The organism is Streptococcus sp. DTU_2020_1001019_1_SI_AUS_MUR_006 (genome assembly GCF_032340315.1).
GTDB lineage: Bacteria > Bacillota > Bacilli > Lactobacillales > Streptococcaceae > Streptococcus.
This window is the reverse complement of sequence record NZ_CP135436.1, coordinates 1-19,066: the sequence shown is the minus strand read 5'-3', so window position 1 is coordinate 19,066 and position 19,066 is coordinate 1. Positions and strand designations below refer to the sequence as shown.

At 42.0% G+C, this 19,066-nt stretch carries 20 protein-coding genes and 2 other annotated features; of the genes, 18 read left to right on the top strand and 2 right to left on the bottom strand.

The features are described 5' to 3' along the window. The first annotated feature begins 85 nt into the window (after nucleotides 1-85). From RRU92_RS00100 to trpA, 12 genes are all read left to right on the top strand, one after another. Nucleotides 86-1,831 (top strand): ABC transporter ATP-binding protein, encoded by a 1,746-nt coding sequence (locus RRU92_RS00100; protein WP_315639810.1) that lies wholly within the window; start codon nucleotides 86-88, stop codon nucleotides 1,829-1,831. Further along, on the top strand, nucleotides 1,821-3,563 hold the full coding sequence (locus RRU92_RS00095) for an ABC transporter ATP-binding protein (protein ID WP_315639809.1): 1,743 nt from the start codon (nucleotides 1,821-1,823) through the stop codon (nucleotides 3,561-3,563). The genes RRU92_RS00100 and RRU92_RS00095 overlap by 11 nt, the downstream gene beginning before the upstream one ends. A gap of 106 nt (nucleotides 3,564-3,669) precedes the next feature. After that, nucleotides 3,670-4,362, top strand: coding sequence for a sugar transferase (locus tag RRU92_RS00090; RefSeq protein ID WP_315639808.1), 693 nt, complete (start codon nucleotides 3,670-3,672; stop codon nucleotides 4,360-4,362). Between the two features lie 39 nt (nucleotides 4,363-4,401). Beyond that, nucleotides 4,402-5,622 carry a DegT/DnrJ/EryC1/StrS aminotransferase family protein gene (locus tag RRU92_RS00085; RefSeq protein ID WP_315639806.1) on the top strand — a complete coding sequence of 407 codons (1,221 nt, stop codon included), beginning with the start codon at nucleotides 4,402-4,404 and terminating at the stop codon, nucleotides 5,620-5,622. 76 nt (nucleotides 5,623-5,698) lie between these two features. Continuing rightward, nucleotides 5,699-5,930, top strand: a binding site (T-box leader). Nucleotides 5,931-6,115: 185 nt separating this feature from the next. Continuing rightward, nucleotides 6,116-7,294, top strand: a complete 1,179-nt coding sequence (trpB, locus tag RRU92_RS00080; protein WP_281335313.1) for a tryptophan synthase subunit beta — start codon at nucleotides 6,116-6,118, stop codon at nucleotides 7,292-7,294. Further along, nucleotides 7,285-7,516, top strand: a binding site (T-box leader). (Overlaps the previous gene by 10 nt.) Before the next feature lie 471 nt (nucleotides 7,517-7,987). After that, a complete protein-coding gene (gene trpE / locus RRU92_RS00075; protein ID WP_248035971.1) occupies nucleotides 7,988-9,349 on the top strand; it encodes an anthranilate synthase component I in 1,362 nt (453 codons plus the stop codon). Next, nucleotides 9,346-9,912: an aminodeoxychorismate/anthranilate synthase component II gene (locus tag RRU92_RS00070; protein ID WP_315639805.1), complete on the top strand. Its 567-nt coding sequence runs from the start codon at nucleotides 9,346-9,348 to the stop codon at nucleotides 9,910-9,912. The genes trpE and RRU92_RS00070 overlap by 4 nt, the downstream gene beginning before the upstream one ends. Nucleotides 9,913-9,922: 10 nt before the next feature. Next, nucleotides 9,923-10,927, top strand: a complete 1,005-nt coding sequence (gene trpD, locus RRU92_RS00065; protein WP_315639803.1) for an anthranilate phosphoribosyltransferase — start codon at nucleotides 9,923-9,925, stop codon at nucleotides 10,925-10,927. Beyond that, a complete protein-coding gene (gene trpC, locus RRU92_RS00060) occupies nucleotides 10,924-11,691 on the top strand; it encodes an indole-3-glycerol phosphate synthase TrpC (protein ID WP_315639802.1) in 768 nt (255 codons plus the stop codon). Before trpD ends, trpC begins: the two co-directional genes overlap by 4 nt. Continuing rightward, on the top strand, nucleotides 11,678-12,277 hold the full coding sequence (locus RRU92_RS00055; RefSeq protein WP_315639801.1) for a phosphoribosylanthranilate isomerase: 600 nt from the start codon (nucleotides 11,678-11,680) through the stop codon (nucleotides 12,275-12,277). The genes trpC and RRU92_RS00055 overlap by 14 nt, the downstream gene beginning before the upstream one ends. Further along, nucleotides 12,255-13,478, top strand: coding sequence for a tryptophan synthase subunit beta (trpB, locus tag RRU92_RS00050; RefSeq protein WP_315639800.1), 1,224 nt, complete (start codon nucleotides 12,255-12,257; stop codon nucleotides 13,476-13,478). The genes RRU92_RS00055 and trpB (RRU92_RS00050) overlap by 23 nt, the downstream gene beginning before the upstream one ends. Continuing rightward, complete coding sequence (gene trpA / locus RRU92_RS00045) at nucleotides 13,471-14,253, top strand: tryptophan synthase subunit alpha (RefSeq protein WP_311522537.1); 783 nt, start codon at nucleotides 13,471-13,473, stop codon at nucleotides 14,251-14,253. Before trpB (RRU92_RS00050) ends, trpA begins: the two co-directional genes overlap by 8 nt. Here the strand turns inward: trpA and RRU92_RS00040 are convergent. After that, the gene (locus RRU92_RS00040) at nucleotides 14,225-14,884 is read right to left on the bottom strand and encodes a prepilin peptidase (protein ID WP_315639799.1); all 660 of its coding nucleotides are present in this window, start codon (nucleotides 14,882-14,884) and stop codon (nucleotides 14,225-14,227) included. The genes trpA and RRU92_RS00040 overlap by 29 nt on opposite strands. 70 nt (nucleotides 14,885-14,954) lie before the next feature. Here RRU92_RS00040 and RRU92_RS00035 point away from each other — a divergent pair, with 70 nt between their 5' ends. The 6 genes from RRU92_RS00035 (at nucleotide 14,955) to RRU92_RS00010 (ending at nucleotide 18,116) form a co-directional block, all read left to right on the top strand. Then, nucleotides 14,955-15,410 (top strand): N-acetyltransferase, encoded by a 456-nt coding sequence (locus RRU92_RS00035; protein ID WP_315639798.1) that lies wholly within the window; start codon nucleotides 14,955-14,957, stop codon nucleotides 15,408-15,410. Nucleotides 15,411-15,495: 85 nt separating this feature from the next. Continuing rightward, nucleotides 15,496-16,245 carry a tRNA pseudouridine(38-40) synthase TruA gene (truA, locus tag RRU92_RS00030; RefSeq protein WP_311522535.1) on the top strand — a complete coding sequence of 250 codons (750 nt, stop codon included), beginning with the start codon at nucleotides 15,496-15,498 and terminating at the stop codon, nucleotides 16,243-16,245. Further along, complete coding sequence (locus RRU92_RS00025) at nucleotides 16,235-17,008, top strand: bifunctional hydroxymethylpyrimidine kinase/phosphomethylpyrimidine kinase (RefSeq protein ID WP_311522534.1); 774 nt, start codon at nucleotides 16,235-16,237, stop codon at nucleotides 17,006-17,008. Before truA ends, RRU92_RS00025 begins: the two co-directional genes overlap by 11 nt. Continuing rightward, the gene (locus RRU92_RS00020; protein ID WP_311522533.1) at nucleotides 16,986-17,453 is read left to right on the top strand and encodes an ECF transporter S component; all 468 of its coding nucleotides are present in this window, start codon (nucleotides 16,986-16,988) and stop codon (nucleotides 17,451-17,453) included. The genes RRU92_RS00025 and RRU92_RS00020 overlap by 23 nt, the downstream gene beginning before the upstream one ends. Before the next feature lie 49 nt (nucleotides 17,454-17,502). Further along, the gene (locus RRU92_RS00015; RefSeq protein ID WP_000646475.1) at nucleotides 17,503-17,727 is read left to right on the top strand and encodes a YqgQ family protein; all 225 of its coding nucleotides are present in this window, start codon (nucleotides 17,503-17,505) and stop codon (nucleotides 17,725-17,727) included. A 5-nt stretch (nucleotides 17,728-17,732) separates the two neighbouring features. Next, nucleotides 17,733-18,116 (top strand): rhodanese-like domain-containing protein, encoded by a 384-nt coding sequence (locus RRU92_RS00010; RefSeq protein ID WP_049548145.1) that lies wholly within the window; start codon nucleotides 17,733-17,735, stop codon nucleotides 18,114-18,116. Nucleotides 18,117-18,296: 180 nt separating this feature from the next. Here the strand turns inward: RRU92_RS00010 and RRU92_RS00005 are convergent, their stop codons facing one another. Beyond that, nucleotides 18,297-19,022 (bottom strand): pseudouridine synthase, encoded by a 726-nt coding sequence (locus tag RRU92_RS00005; protein ID WP_311522532.1) that lies wholly within the window; start codon nucleotides 19,020-19,022, stop codon nucleotides 18,297-18,299. Between the last annotated feature and the right edge of the window lie 44 nt (nucleotides 19,023-19,066).

Sequence of the window (19,066 nt, the reverse complement as noted above, 5' to 3'; positions counted from 1 at the left end):
AGGTCAACTAAGCGTCATCACCTATGAATAGGAAAAACCTGAGGCAGTCGCCTCAGGTTTCCATTTGTTATTAGAAAGGAATTTTATGTCCATCATCCAAAAACTCTGGTGGTTTTTTAAATTAGAAAAACGCCGTTACCTAGTTGGAATTGTAGCTTTGGTTTTGGTTTCTGTACTAAACCTCATCCCACCTATGGTCATGGGGCGCGTAATCGATGCCATTACTTCGGGACGATTAACACAAGATGACCTCCTGCTCCATCTCTTTTATCTCCTGCTGGCAGCTTTCGGGATGTATTATCTGCGTTACGTTTGGCGTATGTATATCCTAGGGACCTCCTACCGACTTGGACAAATCATGCGTTCAAGACTATTTGAACATTTTACAAGGATGTCTCCCGCTTTTTATCAGAGTTATCGGACTGGGGATTTGATGGCTCACGCAACCAATGATATCAATGCTCTGACTCGTTTAGCAGGTGGTGGTGTCATGATGGCAGTGGATGCCTCTATCACAGCCTTGGTGACTCTCTTGACTATGCTCTTTAGCATTTCTTGGCAGATGACCTTGGTTGCCATTCTCCCTTTGCCGTTTATGGCCTATGGGACTAGTCGTCTGGGGAGAAAGACCCATAAGGCTTTCGGAGAATCACAAGCAGCCTTTTCTGAACTTAATAATAAGGTTCAGGAGTCTGTATCAGGTATAAAGGTAACCAAGTCCTTTGGCTATCAGTCTGATGAATTGGCATCTTTCCAGGAAGTTAATGATTTGACCTTCCAAAAGAATCTGCAAACCATGAAATATGATAGTCTCTTTGACCCTATGGTTTTGCTCTTTGTTGGTTCTTCCTATGCCTTAACTCTCTTGGTCGGTGCCTTTATGGTGCAAGCAGGACAGGTAACTGTCGGAAATCTGGTCACCTTTATCTCATACTTGGATATGTTGGTCTGGCCTTTGATGGCCATTGGTTTCCTCTTTAATATCACTCAGAGAGGAAAAGTTTCCTACCAACGGATTGAGAGTCTCTTGTCTCAAAAATCACCTGTCAAAGACCCAGAATCTCCACTTGACGGAATTGAAAACGGGCGTTTGGACTATGCCATTGATAGTTTCGCCTTTGAAGACGAGGAGACGCTGCGAGATATTTACTTTAGTCTTGAAAAAGGGCAAACTCTGGGCTTGGTTGGTCAGACTGGTTCAGGGAAAACAGCTTTGATTAAGTTGCTCCTACGTGAGTATGATGTTGACCAAGGAGCTATTTATCTGAACGGACATGATATTCGTGACTATCGACTAGCTGACTTGCGTAGTTTGATGGGATATGTCCCACAGGATCAATTTCTCTTTGCCAGCTCTATCCTAGATAATATTCGTTTTGGAAATCCTTACCTGCCTTTCTCAAAAGTAGAAGGAGCAACCAAGTTGGCTCAAGTCTATCAAGATATTCAAGCCATGCCCCAGGGATTTGAAACGGTTATTGGTGAAAAAGGTGTCAGTCTATCTGGTGGACAAAAGCAACGTCTGGCCATGAGTCGGGCTATGATTTTAAATCCTGATATCCTGATTTTAGATGATTCCTTGTCAGCTGTGGATGCCAAGACAGAGTTCGCTATTATCAATAATCTCAAGGAAACTCGCAAGGACAAGACAACCATTATCACTGCCCATCGACTCAGTGCAGTTGTTCATGCGGATTTGATTTTGGTCATGCAGGATGGTCGTATCATTGAGCGAGGGACACACGAGGGCTTACTTGCCTTGGATGGTTGGTATGCACAAACCTACCGGTCTCAACAGTTAGAAATGAAAGGAGAAGAAGATGCGCAATAAACAAGCACAATGGGCTGTATTGAAACGCTTGTTGTCCTATCTCAAGCCTTATGGTCTACTCACCTTTTTAGCACTTGCTTTTCTCCTTGCGACGACTGTTGTTAAGAGCATTATCCCCCTGGTAGCTTCTCACTTTATCGACCAGTATCTAAACAATCTCAATCAGCTTGCTGTTACAGTTTTGCTAGTTTACTATGGTCTCTACATTCTTCAAACTATTGTCCAATATGTGGGGAATCTCCTTTTTGCGCGCGTGTCCTACAGCATCGTTAGAGATATCCGACGTGATGCCTTTGCCAATATGGAGAAGCTAGGCATGTCTTATTTCGATAAAACTCCTGCAGGTTCTATTGTTTCTCGTTTGACAAATGACACCGAGACTATCAGTGATATGTTTTCGGGAATCTTATCTAGCTTTATCTCGGCAGTCTTTATATTCGTGACGACCCTTTATACCATGTTAGTTTTGGACTATCGTCTGACTGCTTTAGTCTTGCTCTTTCTACCTTTGATTTTCCTTTTGGTTAATCTCTACCGTAAAAAATCGGTCAAGGTCATTGAAAAAACCAGAAGTCTACTGTCAGATATTAACAGTAAGCTGGCAGAAAATATCGAAGGCATTCGTATTATTCAAGCCTTTAACCAAGAAAAACGCCTGCAAGAAGAGTTTGATGAGATAAACCAGGAACACCTAGTCTACGCTAACCGTTCAGTAGCCTTGGATTCTCTCTTTTTACGTCCAGCTATGAGTTTGTTGAAGCTGTTGGGCTATGCAGTTTTGATGGCTTACTTTGGCTATCGCGGACTTTATCTAGGAATAACGGCAGGAACTATGTATGCCTTTATCCAGTATATCAATCGTCTCTTTGATCCGCTCATCGAGGTGACACAGAACTTTTCTACCCTTCAAACATCCATGGTTTCAGCAGGTCGTGTCTTTGCACTGATCGATGAGTCCAACTATGAACCGGTCCAAGAAAATGGACAAGCCGAGATTCAAGAAGGAAATATCCGCTTTGAACATGTGTCCTTCTCTTATGATGGAAAACACCAAATTCTAGATGATATTTCTTTTACTGTCAATAAAGGTGAAACCATTGCCTTTGTCGGGCATACTGGCTCTGGAAAATCTTCTATCATCAATGTTCTCATGCGCTTTTATGAATTTCAGTCAGGTCGGGTTCTCCTAGATAATGTGGATATTCGAGAGTATAGTCAAGAGGGGCTGAGAAAAAACATCGGTTTGGTTCTACAGGATCCCTTCCTCTATCATGGGACCATTAAGTCCAATATCGCCATGTACCAAGATATCAGCGATGACCAAGTCAAGGCTGCAGCAGAATTTGTCGATGCAGATTCTTTCATTCAAGATCTTCCTTTAGGTTATGATGCTCCTGTATCTGAGCGTGGTTCGAGTTTTTCAACTGGTCAACGTCAGCTTCTTGCTTTTGCTAGAACTGTTGCCAGTCAACCTAAAATCCTGATTTTGGATGAAGCGACAGCCAATATCGACTCTGAAACAGAAGCTCTGGTCCAAAATTCCCTAGCTAAGATGAGACAAGGTCGGACAACCATTGCCATCGCCCATCGCCTTTCTACCATTCAAGATGCTAATTGTATCTATGTTCTTGATAAGGGACGTATCATCGAAAGTGGAACCCACGAGGAACTCCTAGCATTGGGTGGAACCTATCACAAGATGTATAGTTTGCAGGCAGGGGCTCTTTCCTAGGGAAGAATTCCTTTAAAACACAGATTTCTTGCACTGCCTCTTTCATTTTGTGGTATAATGTAGAATGTTAATAAAGATTATATATAAAAAACAGAGGAGAATGTGCATGCTGAAATGGGAGGAGCTACCTCAAGAAATGCAATTGAGCGAGGTAAAACCATACTACCAGCTTGTGTCTAGAAGAAAAGGCTCATTGATTTTCAAGCGTTGTCTAGATTTGTTTCTAGCCGTAGTCTTGTTAATCTTGACCTCCCCCTTATTTCTGATTCTAAGCATCTGGATCAAGCTAGATAGCAAGGGTCCAGTTATTTACAAGCAAGTGCGGGTAACCCAGTACAACCATCATTTCAAGATTTGGAAATTCCGGACTATGGTGACAGATGCTGATAAAAAAGGAAGTCTAGTAACTTCTGCAAATGACAGTCGTATCACAAAAGTTGGAAATTTCATTCGACGTGTGCGTTTGGATGAACTGCCTCAGCTGGTTAATGTCCTCAAAGGAGAGATGTCCTTTGTAGGAACACGCCCAGAAGTACCACGCTACACAGAGCAGTATAGCCCTGAAATGATGGCTACCTTGCTCTTACCTGCAGGGATTACATCGCTTGCCAGCATTAACTATAAGGACGAGGATGCCATCATCAGTCAAATGACTACAAAAGGTATGACAGTTGATCAGGCTTATGTGGAAAGAGTCCTTCCAGAAAAAATGCACTTTAACCTAGCCTATCTACGTGATTTTAGTTTCTTCGGAGATATCAAGATCATGTTCCAGACTGTAGTTGAAGTTTTAAAATAAAGTAGTCACAAGAGTGAATACAGTAAAAGGAGTAAATCAATGACAAAGTATAATATTCCATTTTCACCACCCGATATTACCGAAGCTGAAATTGCTGAAGTAGCTGATACCCTTCGTTCTGGTTGGATCACAACAGGTCCAAAGACAAAAGAATTAGAACGTTGTCTATCTGTCTATACTCAGACACCTAAGACAGTCTGCCTCAACTCTGCAACAGCAGCTCTTGAATTGATCTTGCGCGTGCTTGAAGTAGGACCTGGTGACGAAGTTATCGTTCCAGCTATGACCTACACAGCATCATGTAGTGTCATCACCCACGTAGGTGCTACACCAGTTATGGTTGATATCCAAGCTGATACCTTTGAAATGGACTATGACAAGCTTGAGCAAGCTATTACTGAGAAGACTAAAGTCATCATCCCGGTAGAACTAGCAGGGATTATCTGTGACTATGACCGTTTGTTCCAAGTTGTTGAGAAGAAACGTGACCTCTTTAAAGCTGCTAGCAAGTGGCAAAAGGCCTTTAACCGTATTGTGATTGTCTCTGATAGTGCCCACGCTTTGGGTTCAACCTACAAGGGACAACCAGCCGGTTCAATTGCAGACTTCACATCATTCTCTTTCCACGCAGTCAAGAATTTTACAACTGCAGAAGGAGGAAGTGCCACTTGGAAAGCCAATCCAGCGATTGATGATGAAGAAATGTATAAGGAATTCCAAATCCTTTCCCTCCATGGTCAAACAAAAGATGCTCTTGCCAAGATGCAACTAGGATCATGGGAATACGATATCGTAACACCCGCATACAAGTGCAATATGACTGATATCATGGCTTCGCTTGGTTTGGTACAGTTGGACCGTTATCCTGGCTTGCTTCAACGTCGTAAAGAAATCGTAACTCGCTATGACCGTGGATTTGCAGGAACTCCTATCCATCCATTGGCTCATGAGACAGATACTGTTGAATCTTGTCGTCACCTTTACATCACCCATGTAGAAGGTGCTAGTCTCGAACAACGTAATCAAATCATTCAAGAATTGGCTAAGGCAGGAATCGCAAGTAACGTTCACTACAAACCACTTCCACTTTTGACAGCCTATAAGAATCTTGGTTTCGATATGGCAGATTATCCAAAGGCTTATGCCTTCTTTGAAAATGAAATTACGCTTCCTCTTCATACAAAATTAACGGATGAAGAAGTAGATTATATCATTGAGACTTTTGTCAGAGTTTCTGAAGAAGTTCTAGGTTCTAAATAATAGTGCTAAATAATAGTTAAAAAAATTAGTAAAAAATTGTTGAAAACGGTTGACAAAGAAAAAACAATAACATATAATTAACTCAACAAATCAGAAAAGTAATTATTTTTGATCTTCAGGGAGCCTGTGGTTACTGTGAACAGGTGGTTGAAAGTAGTGAAATTGGGCTGATTTGAAAAAATGAATTTGAAACAATGAAAATTCGGTAGGCACACCTTACAGTGCAACTTGTTGATAGACAAGGCAGAGATGTAAAGGGGATAGTCTCTTTACAAATGAGGTGGTACCGCGTTACAAACGCCCTCACATGGAAATATATTCCGTGTGTGGGCTTTTTCTATCCGTCATTTTGTTTATCTTTTATTAGGGAGTTAACTGAGAGTAATATTCAAGTTTCACTTGTTCTTTTAGTAAAGGCTGAAATGGTCCCCCAGACCATTTCACTACTAAAAGCAAATAAAAAGCCGGATTCATATAGAAGGAGGAAAATTTTATGACAACTAAAGGATATTTTGGACAATTTGGTGGTAGTTTTGTACCAGAACCAATTCAGGTTTTGCTAGATGAATTGGAAGTGACTTTTGAAAAATACAAGGACGATCCAGAGTTTTTAGCTGAGTTTCGCCATTACTTGAAGGATTATTCAGGTCGCGAAACACCGCTCTATTTTGCAGAAAGTTTGACAGAGCACCTAGGTGGAGCTAAGATTTATCTCAAGCGCGAAGATCTGAATCACCTTGGATCTCACAAACTTAATAATGTTTTGGGTCAAATCCTTCTAGCAAAACGCATGGGTAAAAAACGTGTGATTGCTGAGACAGGAGCTGGCCAGCACGGCGTTGCGACTGCGGCTGCTGCAGCCAAATTTGGTATGGCATGTGATGTCTACATGGGGGCAGAAGATGTGGAGCGTCAACGTCTCAATGTCTTCCGCATGGAGATGATGGGAGCAACCGTTCACGCAGTTGAAACAGGAACACGTACTCTGAAGGATGCGGTTGATGCAGCTTTTGGAGCCTGGATGAATGACCTTGAAGCTTTCTATGTTCTAGGTTCAGCTGTAGGTCCTCACCCTTATCCAACCATTGTCCATGAGTTTCAAAAAGTCATCAGTGAAGAATCTCGTCGTCAAATCTTGGAAAAAGAAGGACGTTTGCCAGACTACGTCATTGCCTGTGTGGGTGGTGGTTCTAATGCCATCGGTGCCTTCTCGCAGTATGTAGCTGATGAAGAAGTTAAATTGGTTGGGGTAGAAGCTGCTGGTCACGGTTTAGATACCGATAAACACGCGGCAACAATGACCAAGGGTAGTGTAGGAATTGTCGATGGAATGAAAACCTATGCAGTCTTTGGTGAAGATGGAAATGTTGCACCTGTTTACTCTATCTCTGCTGGTTTAGACTATCCAGGGGTTGGACCAGAACACGCCTTCTTTAAAGACTCTGGTCGTGTAGAGTATGTTGCAGCGACTGATGAAGAGGCTGTTCAAGCCTTGCTTCTACTTAGCAAGACTGAAGGAATTATCCCAGCTATTGAAAGCTCCCATGCTATCGCAGAAGCAGTCAAACGAGCACCAAAACTAAGTAGAGATGAGATTATCATCATTAATGTCTCTGGTCGTGGAGACAAGGACGTAGCTGCTATTGCAGACTACCTTGAAGCTAAAAAATAAAAGATGGAAAAGATACAGAGATTTCTCTCACAGAGAGCTTGTGGTTGCTGAAAACAAGCAGAGAAAGCTGTAAGGTTGGGTCCATCTGAATTGAGAGAAGAAAACATGATTCTCAAGGGAGTGCCCTTTATCGCACAACCTGTTACAGGAGCTATCTGAGACAGGAATGAGAGATAGGAGAAATCCTATAATTGAGGTGGCACCGCGAATTTCGTCCTCACGCAAGTTATTTTGCGTGGGGATTTTTATATATTTTTCGTAGATATGGCTATCAGTTTTATAGTGGATTGAAATAAGATATGAACAAAAAGATTAGGAAAGTAAAATTAATTTCTAGAGACGTTTTAGAATCCTTAGTGTACTATTCTAGGTTCAATTAACTATAAATTATGCTTCATCACTAGATAGATTTCTATAAAATATTTGCGAGCGAAGTGAGCATTGAACAGCTATTTCCCGCCATAGTGGTATTCTAGAGAAGTAAAGATGCTTCTCTAGAACGGAATTTTTGAGAGTAAAATAGTTCGGGGAACTATTTTAGCCTGAGCCTAAAAATGAATGAGCGAGGAGCTCAAAAATTAGGGATGAAATTTCGGAGAAAGTTGCTCCCGTCCGCACTATTTAAGGGAAATAGAAAAAGGTAAGAAATTAAGACTAAAAGTCTATAAATTATTGACTGAAAGGGAAATTACAATGGAACGAATCATTCATGGAGATGTTTTATCACCAATCTTGGCGTATATGCGCTTGAACGGACAACACAAGGTCATACTTGAAAGTATCCCAAGAGAAAAAGAAAATGCTCGATTTTCTATCTTGGCTTATAATCCAGTTTTTGAGATTAAGTTTGAGAATGGAGTTCTTTATCAAAATGGCCAAGTGATTGATCGTGACCCATTGGATTTCCTTTATGAGGTGACACAAAAGAGTCAGCATCATTCAGACCTACCTTTTGGTGGTGGAGCGATTGGCTTTGTTGGTTACGACATGATTTCTCTTTACGAAGAGATTGGCCAGCTTCCTGAGGATACGATTGGGACGCCAGATATGCATTTCTTTGTTTACGAGAGTTATATGGTATTTGACCACAAGAAAGAAAAAATTCATATCATCGAGGATGCTCTTTACAGTGATCGAAGCAATGAAGAACTAGAAGCGGCTTTGGATCAAGCTTTAGAGGAGTTAAAAATCCCAGCATCAAATGAATTTGAAGATTTGGACCTTTCTCCACTTCAGTTTAGACCACATATCGCTCCTCAGAAATTTGAAGAAATGGTAGAAACAGCTCGCGACTTGATTCGTAACGGAGATATGTTCCAATGCGTGCTCAGTCAGCGTTTCTCAGCAGAAGTAACTGGAAATCCTTTTGACTTCTACAGAAATCTCCGAGTAACAAATCCATCAAATTACCTATACTTTTATGACTTTGGAGATTATCAAATCATCGGTGCCAGTCCTGAGAGTTTGGTTTCCGTAAAAAACGGCATTGTAACAACCAATCCGATTGCCGGTACGGGACCTAGAGGTGCCAATGACGAGGAAGATGCAGCATTAGCTAGTAATCTACTTTCTGATGAAAAGGAGACGGCAGAACACCGAATGCTAGTGGACCTAGGACGCAATGATATCGGTAGAATTGCTGAAACAGCAAGTGTCCAAGTAACCAAGTATATGGAAGTGGAACTTTTCCGCTATGTCATGCATTTGACCAGCGTAGTTAAAGGACGTTTGTTACCAGAACTCACTGCCATGGATGCCTTGAAGGCGACTCTTCCGGCAGGAACAGTATCGGGGGCCCCTAAGATTCGGGCCATGAAACGCATCTATGAGTTGGAAACAGAGAAGCGAGGCGTTTATGCCGGAGCTATCGGCTACCTTTCAGCAACTGGAGATATGGACTTTGCCATTGCAATTCGAACCATGATTCTAAAAAATAAAACAGCCTATGTGCAGGCTGGAGCAGGAATTGTTTATGATTCTATCGCCCAAAACGAATACCAAGAAACCATTAACAAAGCTAAATCTATGACTAGAATGGGAGAACTAAGACCATGATTTTATTGATTGATAATTATGATTCATTTACCTATAACCTAGCCCAATACATTGGGAATTTCGCAAAAGTTCAGGTTTTGAGAAATGATGATCCAACTCTTTATGAAGAAGCTACAAAGGCAGATGGATTAGTCTTTTCTCCTGGTCCAGGTTGGCCAGCTGATGCTGGGAAGATGGAAGAAATGATTCGTGATTTTGCAGGTAAGAAACCGATTCTAGGGATTTGTTTGGGACACCAAGCCATCGCGGAAGTCTTCGGTGGTAAGTTGGGTTTGGCTCCTAAAGTTATGCACGGCAAACAAAGCCAGATTCGATTTGAGACTCCTTCCGTTCTCTATCAAGGAATCGAGGACAATCGTCCAGTCATGCGTTACCACAGTATTTTAATTGAAGAGATGCCAGAAGAGTTTGAAGTGACAGCTCGTTCGACAGATGACCAAGCCATTATGGGTATTCAACACAAAACCTTGCCGATTTATGGCTTGCAGTATCATCCAGAAAGTATTGGAACGCCAGATGGCCTATCGTCTATTCAGAATTTTATCGAGAAAGTTTTAAAGTGAGGAAGACAAAATGAAAGAAATTATTGAAAAATTAGCGAACTTTGAAGATTTATCAAGTGTTGAAATGACAGATGTGATCGAACGCATCGTAACAGGGCGAGTGACAGAAGCACAAATCGCTTCACTTCTTTTAGCCCTCAAGATGAAGGGAGAAACACCTGAAGAAAGAACAGCCCTCGCCCAAGTTATGAGAGGACATGCTCAACACATTCCAACCAACATTCAAGATGCTATGGATAATTGTGGTACAGGTGGAGATAAGTCATTTAGCTTCAACATTTCTACAACTGCAGCCTTTGTCTTGGCAGGTGGAGGAATCCACATGGCTAAACATGGAAATCGCTCTATTTCTTCTAAATCTGGTTCAGCAGATGTCTTGCAAGCTTTGGGAATCAATATTGACCTTAAACCATCACAATTGGGTAAGGTATTTGACCAAACAGGAATTGTCTTTCTCTTCGCCAAAAACATGCACCCAGCTATGAAATATATCATGCCAGCACGCTTGGAGTTGGGAATTCCAACTATCATGAATTTGACAGGTCCACTGATTCACCCAATGGTCTTGGAAACACAGCTTCTAGGAATTAGTCGTCCAGAACTTCTAGAAAGTACAGCTCAGGTTTTGAAAAACATGGGTCGAAAACGTGCTATCGTAGTAGCTGGTCCACAAGGATTGGATGAAGCTGGTTTGAATGGTACTACCAGCATTGCCCTTCTTGAAAATGGTGAAATCACTTTGTCAACCTTTACTCCAGAAGATTTGGGAATGGAACGCATTGCCATTGAGGACATTCGTGGCGGAAATGCGCATGAGAATGCAGCCATTCTTGTCAGTGTTCTTAATAACGAACCAAGTCCATTCTTGGAAACAACCGTTTTAAATGCTGGTCTAGGATTCTACGCCAATGGTAAAACAGACAGTATCAAGGACGGAGTTGAATTGGCACGTCAAGTAATTGCCAGTGGTAAGGCCCTTGAAAAACTCAGACTATTACAGGAGTATCAAAGATGAGTCAGGAATTTTTATCACGTATCCTAGAGCAAAAGGCGCGTGAAGTTGAAATGATGGAGCGAGAGGAGCTTCAACCCTTGCGTGAAAGCTATCGCTTAGCTGAATATTTGAAAAACCATCAGGACCGTTTGCAAATCATTGCGGAGGTCAAGAAGGCGAGTCCAAGTATGGGTGATATCAATCTGGATGTGGATATCGTTCAACAGGCCCAGACTTATGAAGCGAATGGCGCGGTTATGATTTCTGTTCTGACAGACGAAGTTTTCTTCAAGGGTCATTTGGATTATCTTCGTGAGATTTCCAATCAAGTACAGATTCCGACACTGAACAAGGACTTTATCATCGATGAAAAGCAAATCATCCGTGCTCGCAATGCAGGTGCGACAGTTATCTTGCTCATCGTAGCGGCTTTATCAGAAGAACGCCTCAAGGAACTGTATGACTATGCGACAGAGCTAGGTCTAGAAGTTTTGGTGGAAACTCATAATCTAGCAGAGCTAGAAGTTGCCCACCGTCTTGGCGCTCAAATTATTGGTGTGAATAATCGTAATTTGACTACCTTTGAAGTTGACTTGCAGACTAGCGTAGACTTGGCCCAATACTTTAAGGACGATTGCTTCTACATTTCTGAATCTGCTATTTTTACAGAGGAGGATGCAAAACGTGTTGCACCATACTTTAACGGAATTTTGGTGGGAACAGCCCTCATGCAAGCAGAAGATGTAGCCCAGAGAATCAAGGAGTTGCAGATTGACAAAGGTTAAGATTTGTGGACTATCGACCAAAGGAGCGGTAGAAACAGCTGTGTTAGCAGGGGCCGACTATATCGGTTTTGTCTTTGCTCCTAGCAAAAGACAGGTGACCTTGGAACAAGCAATAGAACTGGCTGAGATTATTCCTACAAATGTAAAAAAAGTTGGGGTATTTGTTTCACCAAGTCGGGAAGAACTACTAGAAGCGATTGAAAAGATTGGTTTGGACTTAGTTCAAATTCATGGTCAGGTGGCGGATGATTTGTTTGAGAATTTGCCTTGTGCCAGCATTCAGGCTGTTCAGGTGGATGAAAGGGGGCATGTACCCAATTCTCAGGCAGATTATCTACTCTTTGATGCACCTGTCGCAGGGAGTGGACAAACATTTGACTGGGGGCAACTGGATACGACAGAACTATCTCAGCCTTTCCTCATCGCAGGTGGGCTTAACGAAGATAATGTAGAAGAAGCAATTCAGTATTTCTCTCCCTTTGCAGTAGATGTATCAAGCGGAGTAGAAACAGACGGACAAAAAGATCATGAAAAGATTAGAAGATTTATAGAGAGGGTAAAGAATGGCATATCAAGAACCAAATAAAGATGGATTTTACGGAAAATTCGGCGGACGTTTCGTCCCAGAAACATTGATGACAGCAGTATTGGACTTGGAAGAAGCTTATCGTGAAAGTCAGGCAGATCCAAGTTTCCAAGAGGAATTAAACCAACTCTTGCGCCAGTATGTGGGGCGTGAAACTCCTCTTTACTACGCAAAAAACTTGACCCAGCATATTGGAGGAGCCAAGATTTACCTCAAACGTGAAGACCTCAACCATACAGGTGCCCACAAGATTAATAATGCCTTGGGCCAAGTTCTTCTTGCTAAACGCATGGGCAAAAAGAAAATTATCGCTGAAACTGGTGCCGGTCAGCACGGTGTAGCAACTGCAACAGCTGCAGCCCTTTTCAACATGGAATGTACTATCTATATGGGTGAGGAAGATGTTAAACGCCAAGCCCTCAATGTCTTTCGTATGGAACTTTTGGGAGCCAAGGTGGAAGCTGTAACAGATGGCTCGCGCGTGCTTAAAGACGCGGTCAATGCAGCCCTTCGTTCATGGGTAGCCAACATCGATGATACCCACTATATCCTTGGTTCTGCCTTGGGGCCTCATCCTTTTCCAGAAATTGTGCGTGATTTCCAAAGTGTTATCGGTCGAGAAGCAAAACAACAGTACCGTGACTTGACAGGGCAAGATTTGCCAGATGCCCTAGTAGCCTGTGTAGGTGGTGGTTCTAATGCTATCGGTCTCTTCCATCCATTTGTGGAAGATGAATCTGTAGCTATGTATGGAGCTGAAGCGGCAGGACTTGGTGTGGATACAGAGCATCACGCAGCTACCTTGACCAAGGGTCGCCCAGGAGTTCTTCACGGTTCTCTCATGGATGTTCTCCAAGATGCCCATGGACAAATCTTAGAAGCCTTCTCTATCTCAGCAGGTTTGGACTACCCAGGTATCGGTCCAGAACATTCTCATTACCACGATATCAAGCGTGCGACCTATGTTCCTGTGACAGATGAAGAGGCCTTGGAAGGATTCCAACTCTTGTCTCGTGTGGAAGGGATTATCCCTGCCTTGGAGTCTAGTCACGCTATCGCCTTTGCGGTGAAATTAGCCAAAGAACTTGGTCCAGACAAGTCTATGATTGTCTGTCTATCAGGTCGCGGAGACAAGGATGTAGTTCAAGTTAAAGACCGCTTGGAAGCAGACGCAGCAAAGAAGGGAGAAGCTCATGCCTAAGACACTAACAGAAAAATTGAATGCAATTAAAGCAGCAGGAAAGGGAATTTTTGTTCCCTATATCATGGCTGGAGACCACGAAAAAGGATTAGATGGTCTTGCTGAAACAATCCACTTTTTAGAAGACTTGGGTGTGTCTACCATTGAGATAGGAGTTCCCTTTTCAGACCCTGTTGCAGACGGTCCAGTTATCGAAGAAGCAGGCTTGAGCAGTCTAGCTCGCGGAACCTCTACCCAGGCTTTAGTTGAAACTTTGAAGACTATTGAAACAGAAGTTCCACTTGTTATCATGACCTACTTTAACCCCCTCTTTCAGTACGGTATTGAGAAATTTGTCAAAGACCTTTCTGATACAGCGGTTAAGGGATTGATTATTCCAGACCTGCCTCATGAGCATGCTAACTTTGTAGAGCCCTTTTTGGTGAATACAGACATTGCTTTGATTCCACTTGTCAGCTTGACGACAGGAATGGAGCGTCAAAAAGAACTCATTGAAGGGGCAGAAGGTTTTGTTTATGCTGTTGCCATTAACGGGGTGACAGGGAAAGCAGGAAATTACCGAGATGACTTGGACAAGCACTTGGCTCAACTGCATCAAGTGGCTGACATTCCAGTCTTGACCGGTTTTGGTGTATCCACACAAGCTGATGTAGAACGCTTTAATGCAGTATCAGATGGCGTTATCGTCGGTTCCAAGATTGTTAAGGCTCTACATGGAGGACAAGTAGCAGAAATCGCTGACTTTATCAGACAAGCAGTAGCTTACCAAAAATAATCATGCAAGCAGCAAGCAAGAGGAAGGGCACAAAAGGAAGTCTTTCCTTTTTCTTTAGTAGGAGAAAGGCTAGAATGCCAGTTGTGGAAGCAAATTGAATTAAAATCAGAATTTCTGTAAGTGTAAAGGCGAGTGCACAAGAGGCTAGAAAGAGAAAATCACCTGCTCCAATGCGAATATCAATAACATGGGCAATGATTCCAAGAATCAAGAAGAAAGCCATGATTAGATTCCAACCACAGCATACCATGAGGACTAGGTGGAAAGTCAGCCAGACTAGCAAGGGATATTCTTGATGACGAAGGTCATAGATGCTCAAAGTCAAGCCAGCAGTGACTAGGATGACTTGACTTAGAGTTAGAAATCCCAAAGACCCAGCTAGAAAGAGCAGTCCTAAGCACAACTCAAAGAGGGCATACCAAACAGGATAGCGAGCCTTGCAATAGCGACAGCGAAAGCGATAGACTACTTGAGAAACAATCGGAATCAAATCCAGTGGTTTCAAATGAGTCTGACAAGAATCACAGTGGCTAGCAGGAAAGACGATGGATTGCTCAGGAAAACGATCAACGACTAAACCTAGAAAGGAAGCAAGAATCGCTCCAACAAGAAAAAAGTAAAGATGAATCATACTTATTTATTCGGAAAAGATAAAAGAAAGAGTATAATAGTTGGATGCAGGAGAAGTTTTAGGAACAAATATGAAAATTCACTTTGAAAAAGGACTTCAGTTAGAAAATGCCCAACTCATTTGTCAGTGGTCTAATGCTTTGGGAGAAAGTTTTCAGAAGCAATGGATGGGACCAAAGATTTCTTATCCCTTGATTGCCCAATCTTTGCAAAAGATGGAAGGGATTTTTTCCATTTTTGCTGGAGAAGAGTTTGTAGGCATCATCCAGAAAATCAAACTAGAAGATAAAAATCTTCATATTGGAAGATTTCTCATAGCTCCACATAAGCAGGGGAAAGGATTAGGTCGAAAAGCTTTTCAATACTTTCTTCAAGAAATGTTTGAAAATAAAGAAATAGAGAGTATTTCCCTAACGGTTTTTGAATCAAATCAAAGAGCCAAAAATCTCTACCACAAAGAGGGATTTGAAATCGTTGAAACCATTGAAGTTCCAGAGAGAAAATACATAATGAGAAGATCTAGATAAAAACTAGATGATACCAAGAACTGTCCCCGTACAATTTTTGGTTTTCAAACTTGTTGCAGAGAAATTTTCTTGATAAAATAGATACATGACTAGATATAAAGCAATCATTTCCTATGATGGCTACGCTTTTGCTGGTTTTCAGCGGCAACCTCATGCGCGTAGTGTTCAGGAGGAAATTGAAAAAACTTTAACCAAATTAAATAAAGGACAAGCTATTACCATTCATGGCGCTGGGCGAACGGACAGTGGCGTTCATGCTTTAGGACAGGTCATCCACTTTGATCTTCCCTATCAGATGGATGAGGAGAAACTTCGCTTTGCTCTCGATACCCAAAGCCCTGAAGATATCGATGTGATTTCGATTGAGATTGTGGCCGATGATTTTCATTGCCGTTATGCCAAGCATAGCAAGACCTACGAGTTTATCGTGGATAGAGGACGTCCTAAAAATCCTATGCGTCGCCATTATGCGACTCATTATCCCTATCCACTCGATGTGGAGCGGATGCAGCTTGCTGTAAAAAAACTGGAAGGAACGCATGACTTTACTGGTTTTACAGCATCAGGAACTAGCGTGGAGGACAAGGTTAGGACGATTACAGAAGCTAGTCTTAGGGTTGATAAAACAGGGCAGTTTTTGACCTTTACCTTCTCAGGCAATGGTTTCCTCTATAAGCAGATTCGAAATATGGTCGGAACCCTGCTGAAAATTGGTAACAACCGTATGCCGATTGAACAGATTGACCTCATCTTGGAGAAAAAAGACAGACAGTTGGCAGGTCCAACTGCAGCGCCTAATGGTTTGTATTTGAAGGAGATTCGTTATGAAGAATAATCGTATTTTAGCACTTTCAGGAAATGATATTTTTAGTGGAGGTGGACTGGCTGCTGACCTTGCCACCTATACTTTGAATGGTTTGCATGGATTTGTAGCCATGACCTGCTTGACTGCTTTGACAGAAAATGGTTTTGAAGTCTTTCCGACGGATGAGACTATTTTCCAACAACAGTTGGATAGCCTGAAAAGTGTAGACTTTGGAGGGATTAAGATTGGTCTCTTGCCGACAGTCGGTGTTGCTGAAAAAGCATTGAATTTCATTAAGGAAAGATTAGGAGTTCCAGTAGTCTTGGACCCTGTATTGGTTTGTAAGGAAACGCACGACGTTGCAGTCAGTGAGCTCTGTCAAGAGTTGATTCGCTTTTTCCCTTATGTATCAGTGATTACTCCGAATCTTCCTGAGGCAGAGTTGCTTGCAGGCCAAAAGATTGAAAGTCTGGAAGATATGAAGGCTGCAGCGCAGAAATTACATGACTTGGGTGCACCAGCAGTGATTATCAAGGGTGGAAATCGCCTCAGTCAGGATAAGGCTGTGGATGTCTTTTATGATGGGGAGAATTTCACGATTCTTGAAAATCCAGTTATCCAAGGACAAAATGCTGGTGCAGGATGTACCTTTGCATCAAGTATTGCTAGTCAGTTAGTCAAGGGAGAGGAACTATTACCAGCAATTGAAACTTCCAAAGCCTTTGTTTACCGTGCCATTGCACAAGCAGATCAATATGGAGTGAGACAGTATGAAGCAAACCAAAACAAGTAAAATCGCCCTATTATCAATACTAACTGCCCTATCGGTAGTTTTAGGTTATATTGTCAAAATCCCAACCCAAACAGGAATCTTAACTCTACTAGATGCTGGTATTTTCTTTACTGCTTTTTATTATGGAAAACGGGAAGGAGCTATTGTCGGAGGTCTAGGAGGTTTCATTATTGACCTAATCTCAGGTTATCCTCATTGGATGTTTTTCAGCTTGCTTTTCCATGGCTTGCAGGGTTACTTTGCAGGTTTTAAAGGAAAATGGCAGTGGCTTGGATTGGTTTTGGCAACTTTTCTTATGGTAGCTGGATATGCATGTGCGACTTCTTGGATGAAAGGTTTGGGGGCAGCCCTAACAGATATCCCTCACAATTTGTTGCAGAATTTTGTTGGAATGATTGCTGGGTATCTTCTATATCGGAGTATCAAGAAAATTAGTAAGCAGTAAAAATAGTCTTCCATGGGAACTATTGAAAAAACTCTGATTATTTGCTAAAATGAAAGCTATGAAAACACTCTATGATGTGCAACAATTTCTCAAACAGTTTGGTATCATTGTCTACATGGGAAAACGTCTCTATGACATTGAACTGATGAAGATCGAGCTATCTCGAATCTATGATGCAGGCTTGATGGACAAGCTGGATTATCTTGAAGCGGAGGCTGTTCTGCGCAGAGAGCACAAACTAGAATTAGACTATTTAGAAAAAAATGGAGATTAGGTAATATGGTAACTTGGGTATTATGGGGACTTATTGTAGCGATGTTGGCTTGGATGGGATACAACTACCTTCGCATTCGTCGTGCAGCGAAAATTGTAGACAATGCAGAGTTTGAGTCTTTGATTCGTACAGGTCAGTTGATTGACTTGCGTGATCCAGCTGACTTCCACAGAAAACATATCCTCGGAGCTCGTAATATTCCTTCAAATCAATTGAAGACAAGTCTTGCAGCTCTTCGCAAGGATAAACCTGTCCTTCTCTATGAAAACCAACGTGCGCAACGTGTCACAAACGCAGCACTTTTCTTGAAAAAACAAGGTTTCTCAGAAATCTATATCCTCTCTTACGGATTGGATTCTTGGACAGGGAAAGTAAAAGTTGAAAAATAAGAAATGGCGGTGTGACAGAAATCGATAGACAAAGTCTCGATTTCGTAGTCCCAGCCCCGCGAGGATGATTAGGAGCTTTTTGGAGTCTAAAAGACGAACAAAAAGTTCAATCAGCAACCGCGTCAAAGTTTGATTGCTAATAAAAAGTGAGGTCGGGATCTTTTGTCCCAACCTCATTTTTTAACCACTTTTTCTAAGAAAGTCACGAATGATTGCCAATTCTTGTGAGTTTAGAAGTCGGAAGTCACCTTCTGCTAGTTCAGGGTCCAATATAAAATCTCCAAATTGAACTCGTTTGAGAGCAGTGACCTTGACACCGGCTGAGAGGAACATTTTCTTGACCTGATGAAATTTCCCTTCAGAGATGGTGATGGTGGCTCGGCTGAGACTAGGGCTTGAAGATAGAATCTCAAGCTGAGCAGGTTTACAAATAGTTCCATCAAGAAAAACAATCCCATCTTTAAACTCTTGGATATGGTCGGGAGTCAGTGGCCCATTGACCTCTACTTGGTAAGTTTTATCCACATGATACTGAGGATGGAGGAGTTGAAAACCTAGGGGACCATTATCCGTTAAGAGGAGGAGACCCGTCGTATCCCGATCCAGACGGCCGATGGCGTAGAGTTGGTCAGACTGGAGATGCTGAGGAAGAAGGTCCATGACAGTTGGGAGTTTTTTATCCTTGCTTGCCGTCACGACTCCGTTAGGTTTGTGGAGCATGAGGTAGGTGTGTTCATATCCTTGGATTTTTTTATCTTTGAAAATCAGCTCTTGTAATCCAGTATCAACATTCTGTGCAAGGGAACGAGCAGCGTGTCCATCTACAAAGATTTCTTTTTTCAAAAGAGCTTGTTTCATGGCCTTACGGCTGATTTTTTCCTGGGCTAATAATTTATCTAAACGCATACCAGCCTATCTTATCACAAGTCGGGATTTTTGAAAAGAGAAAG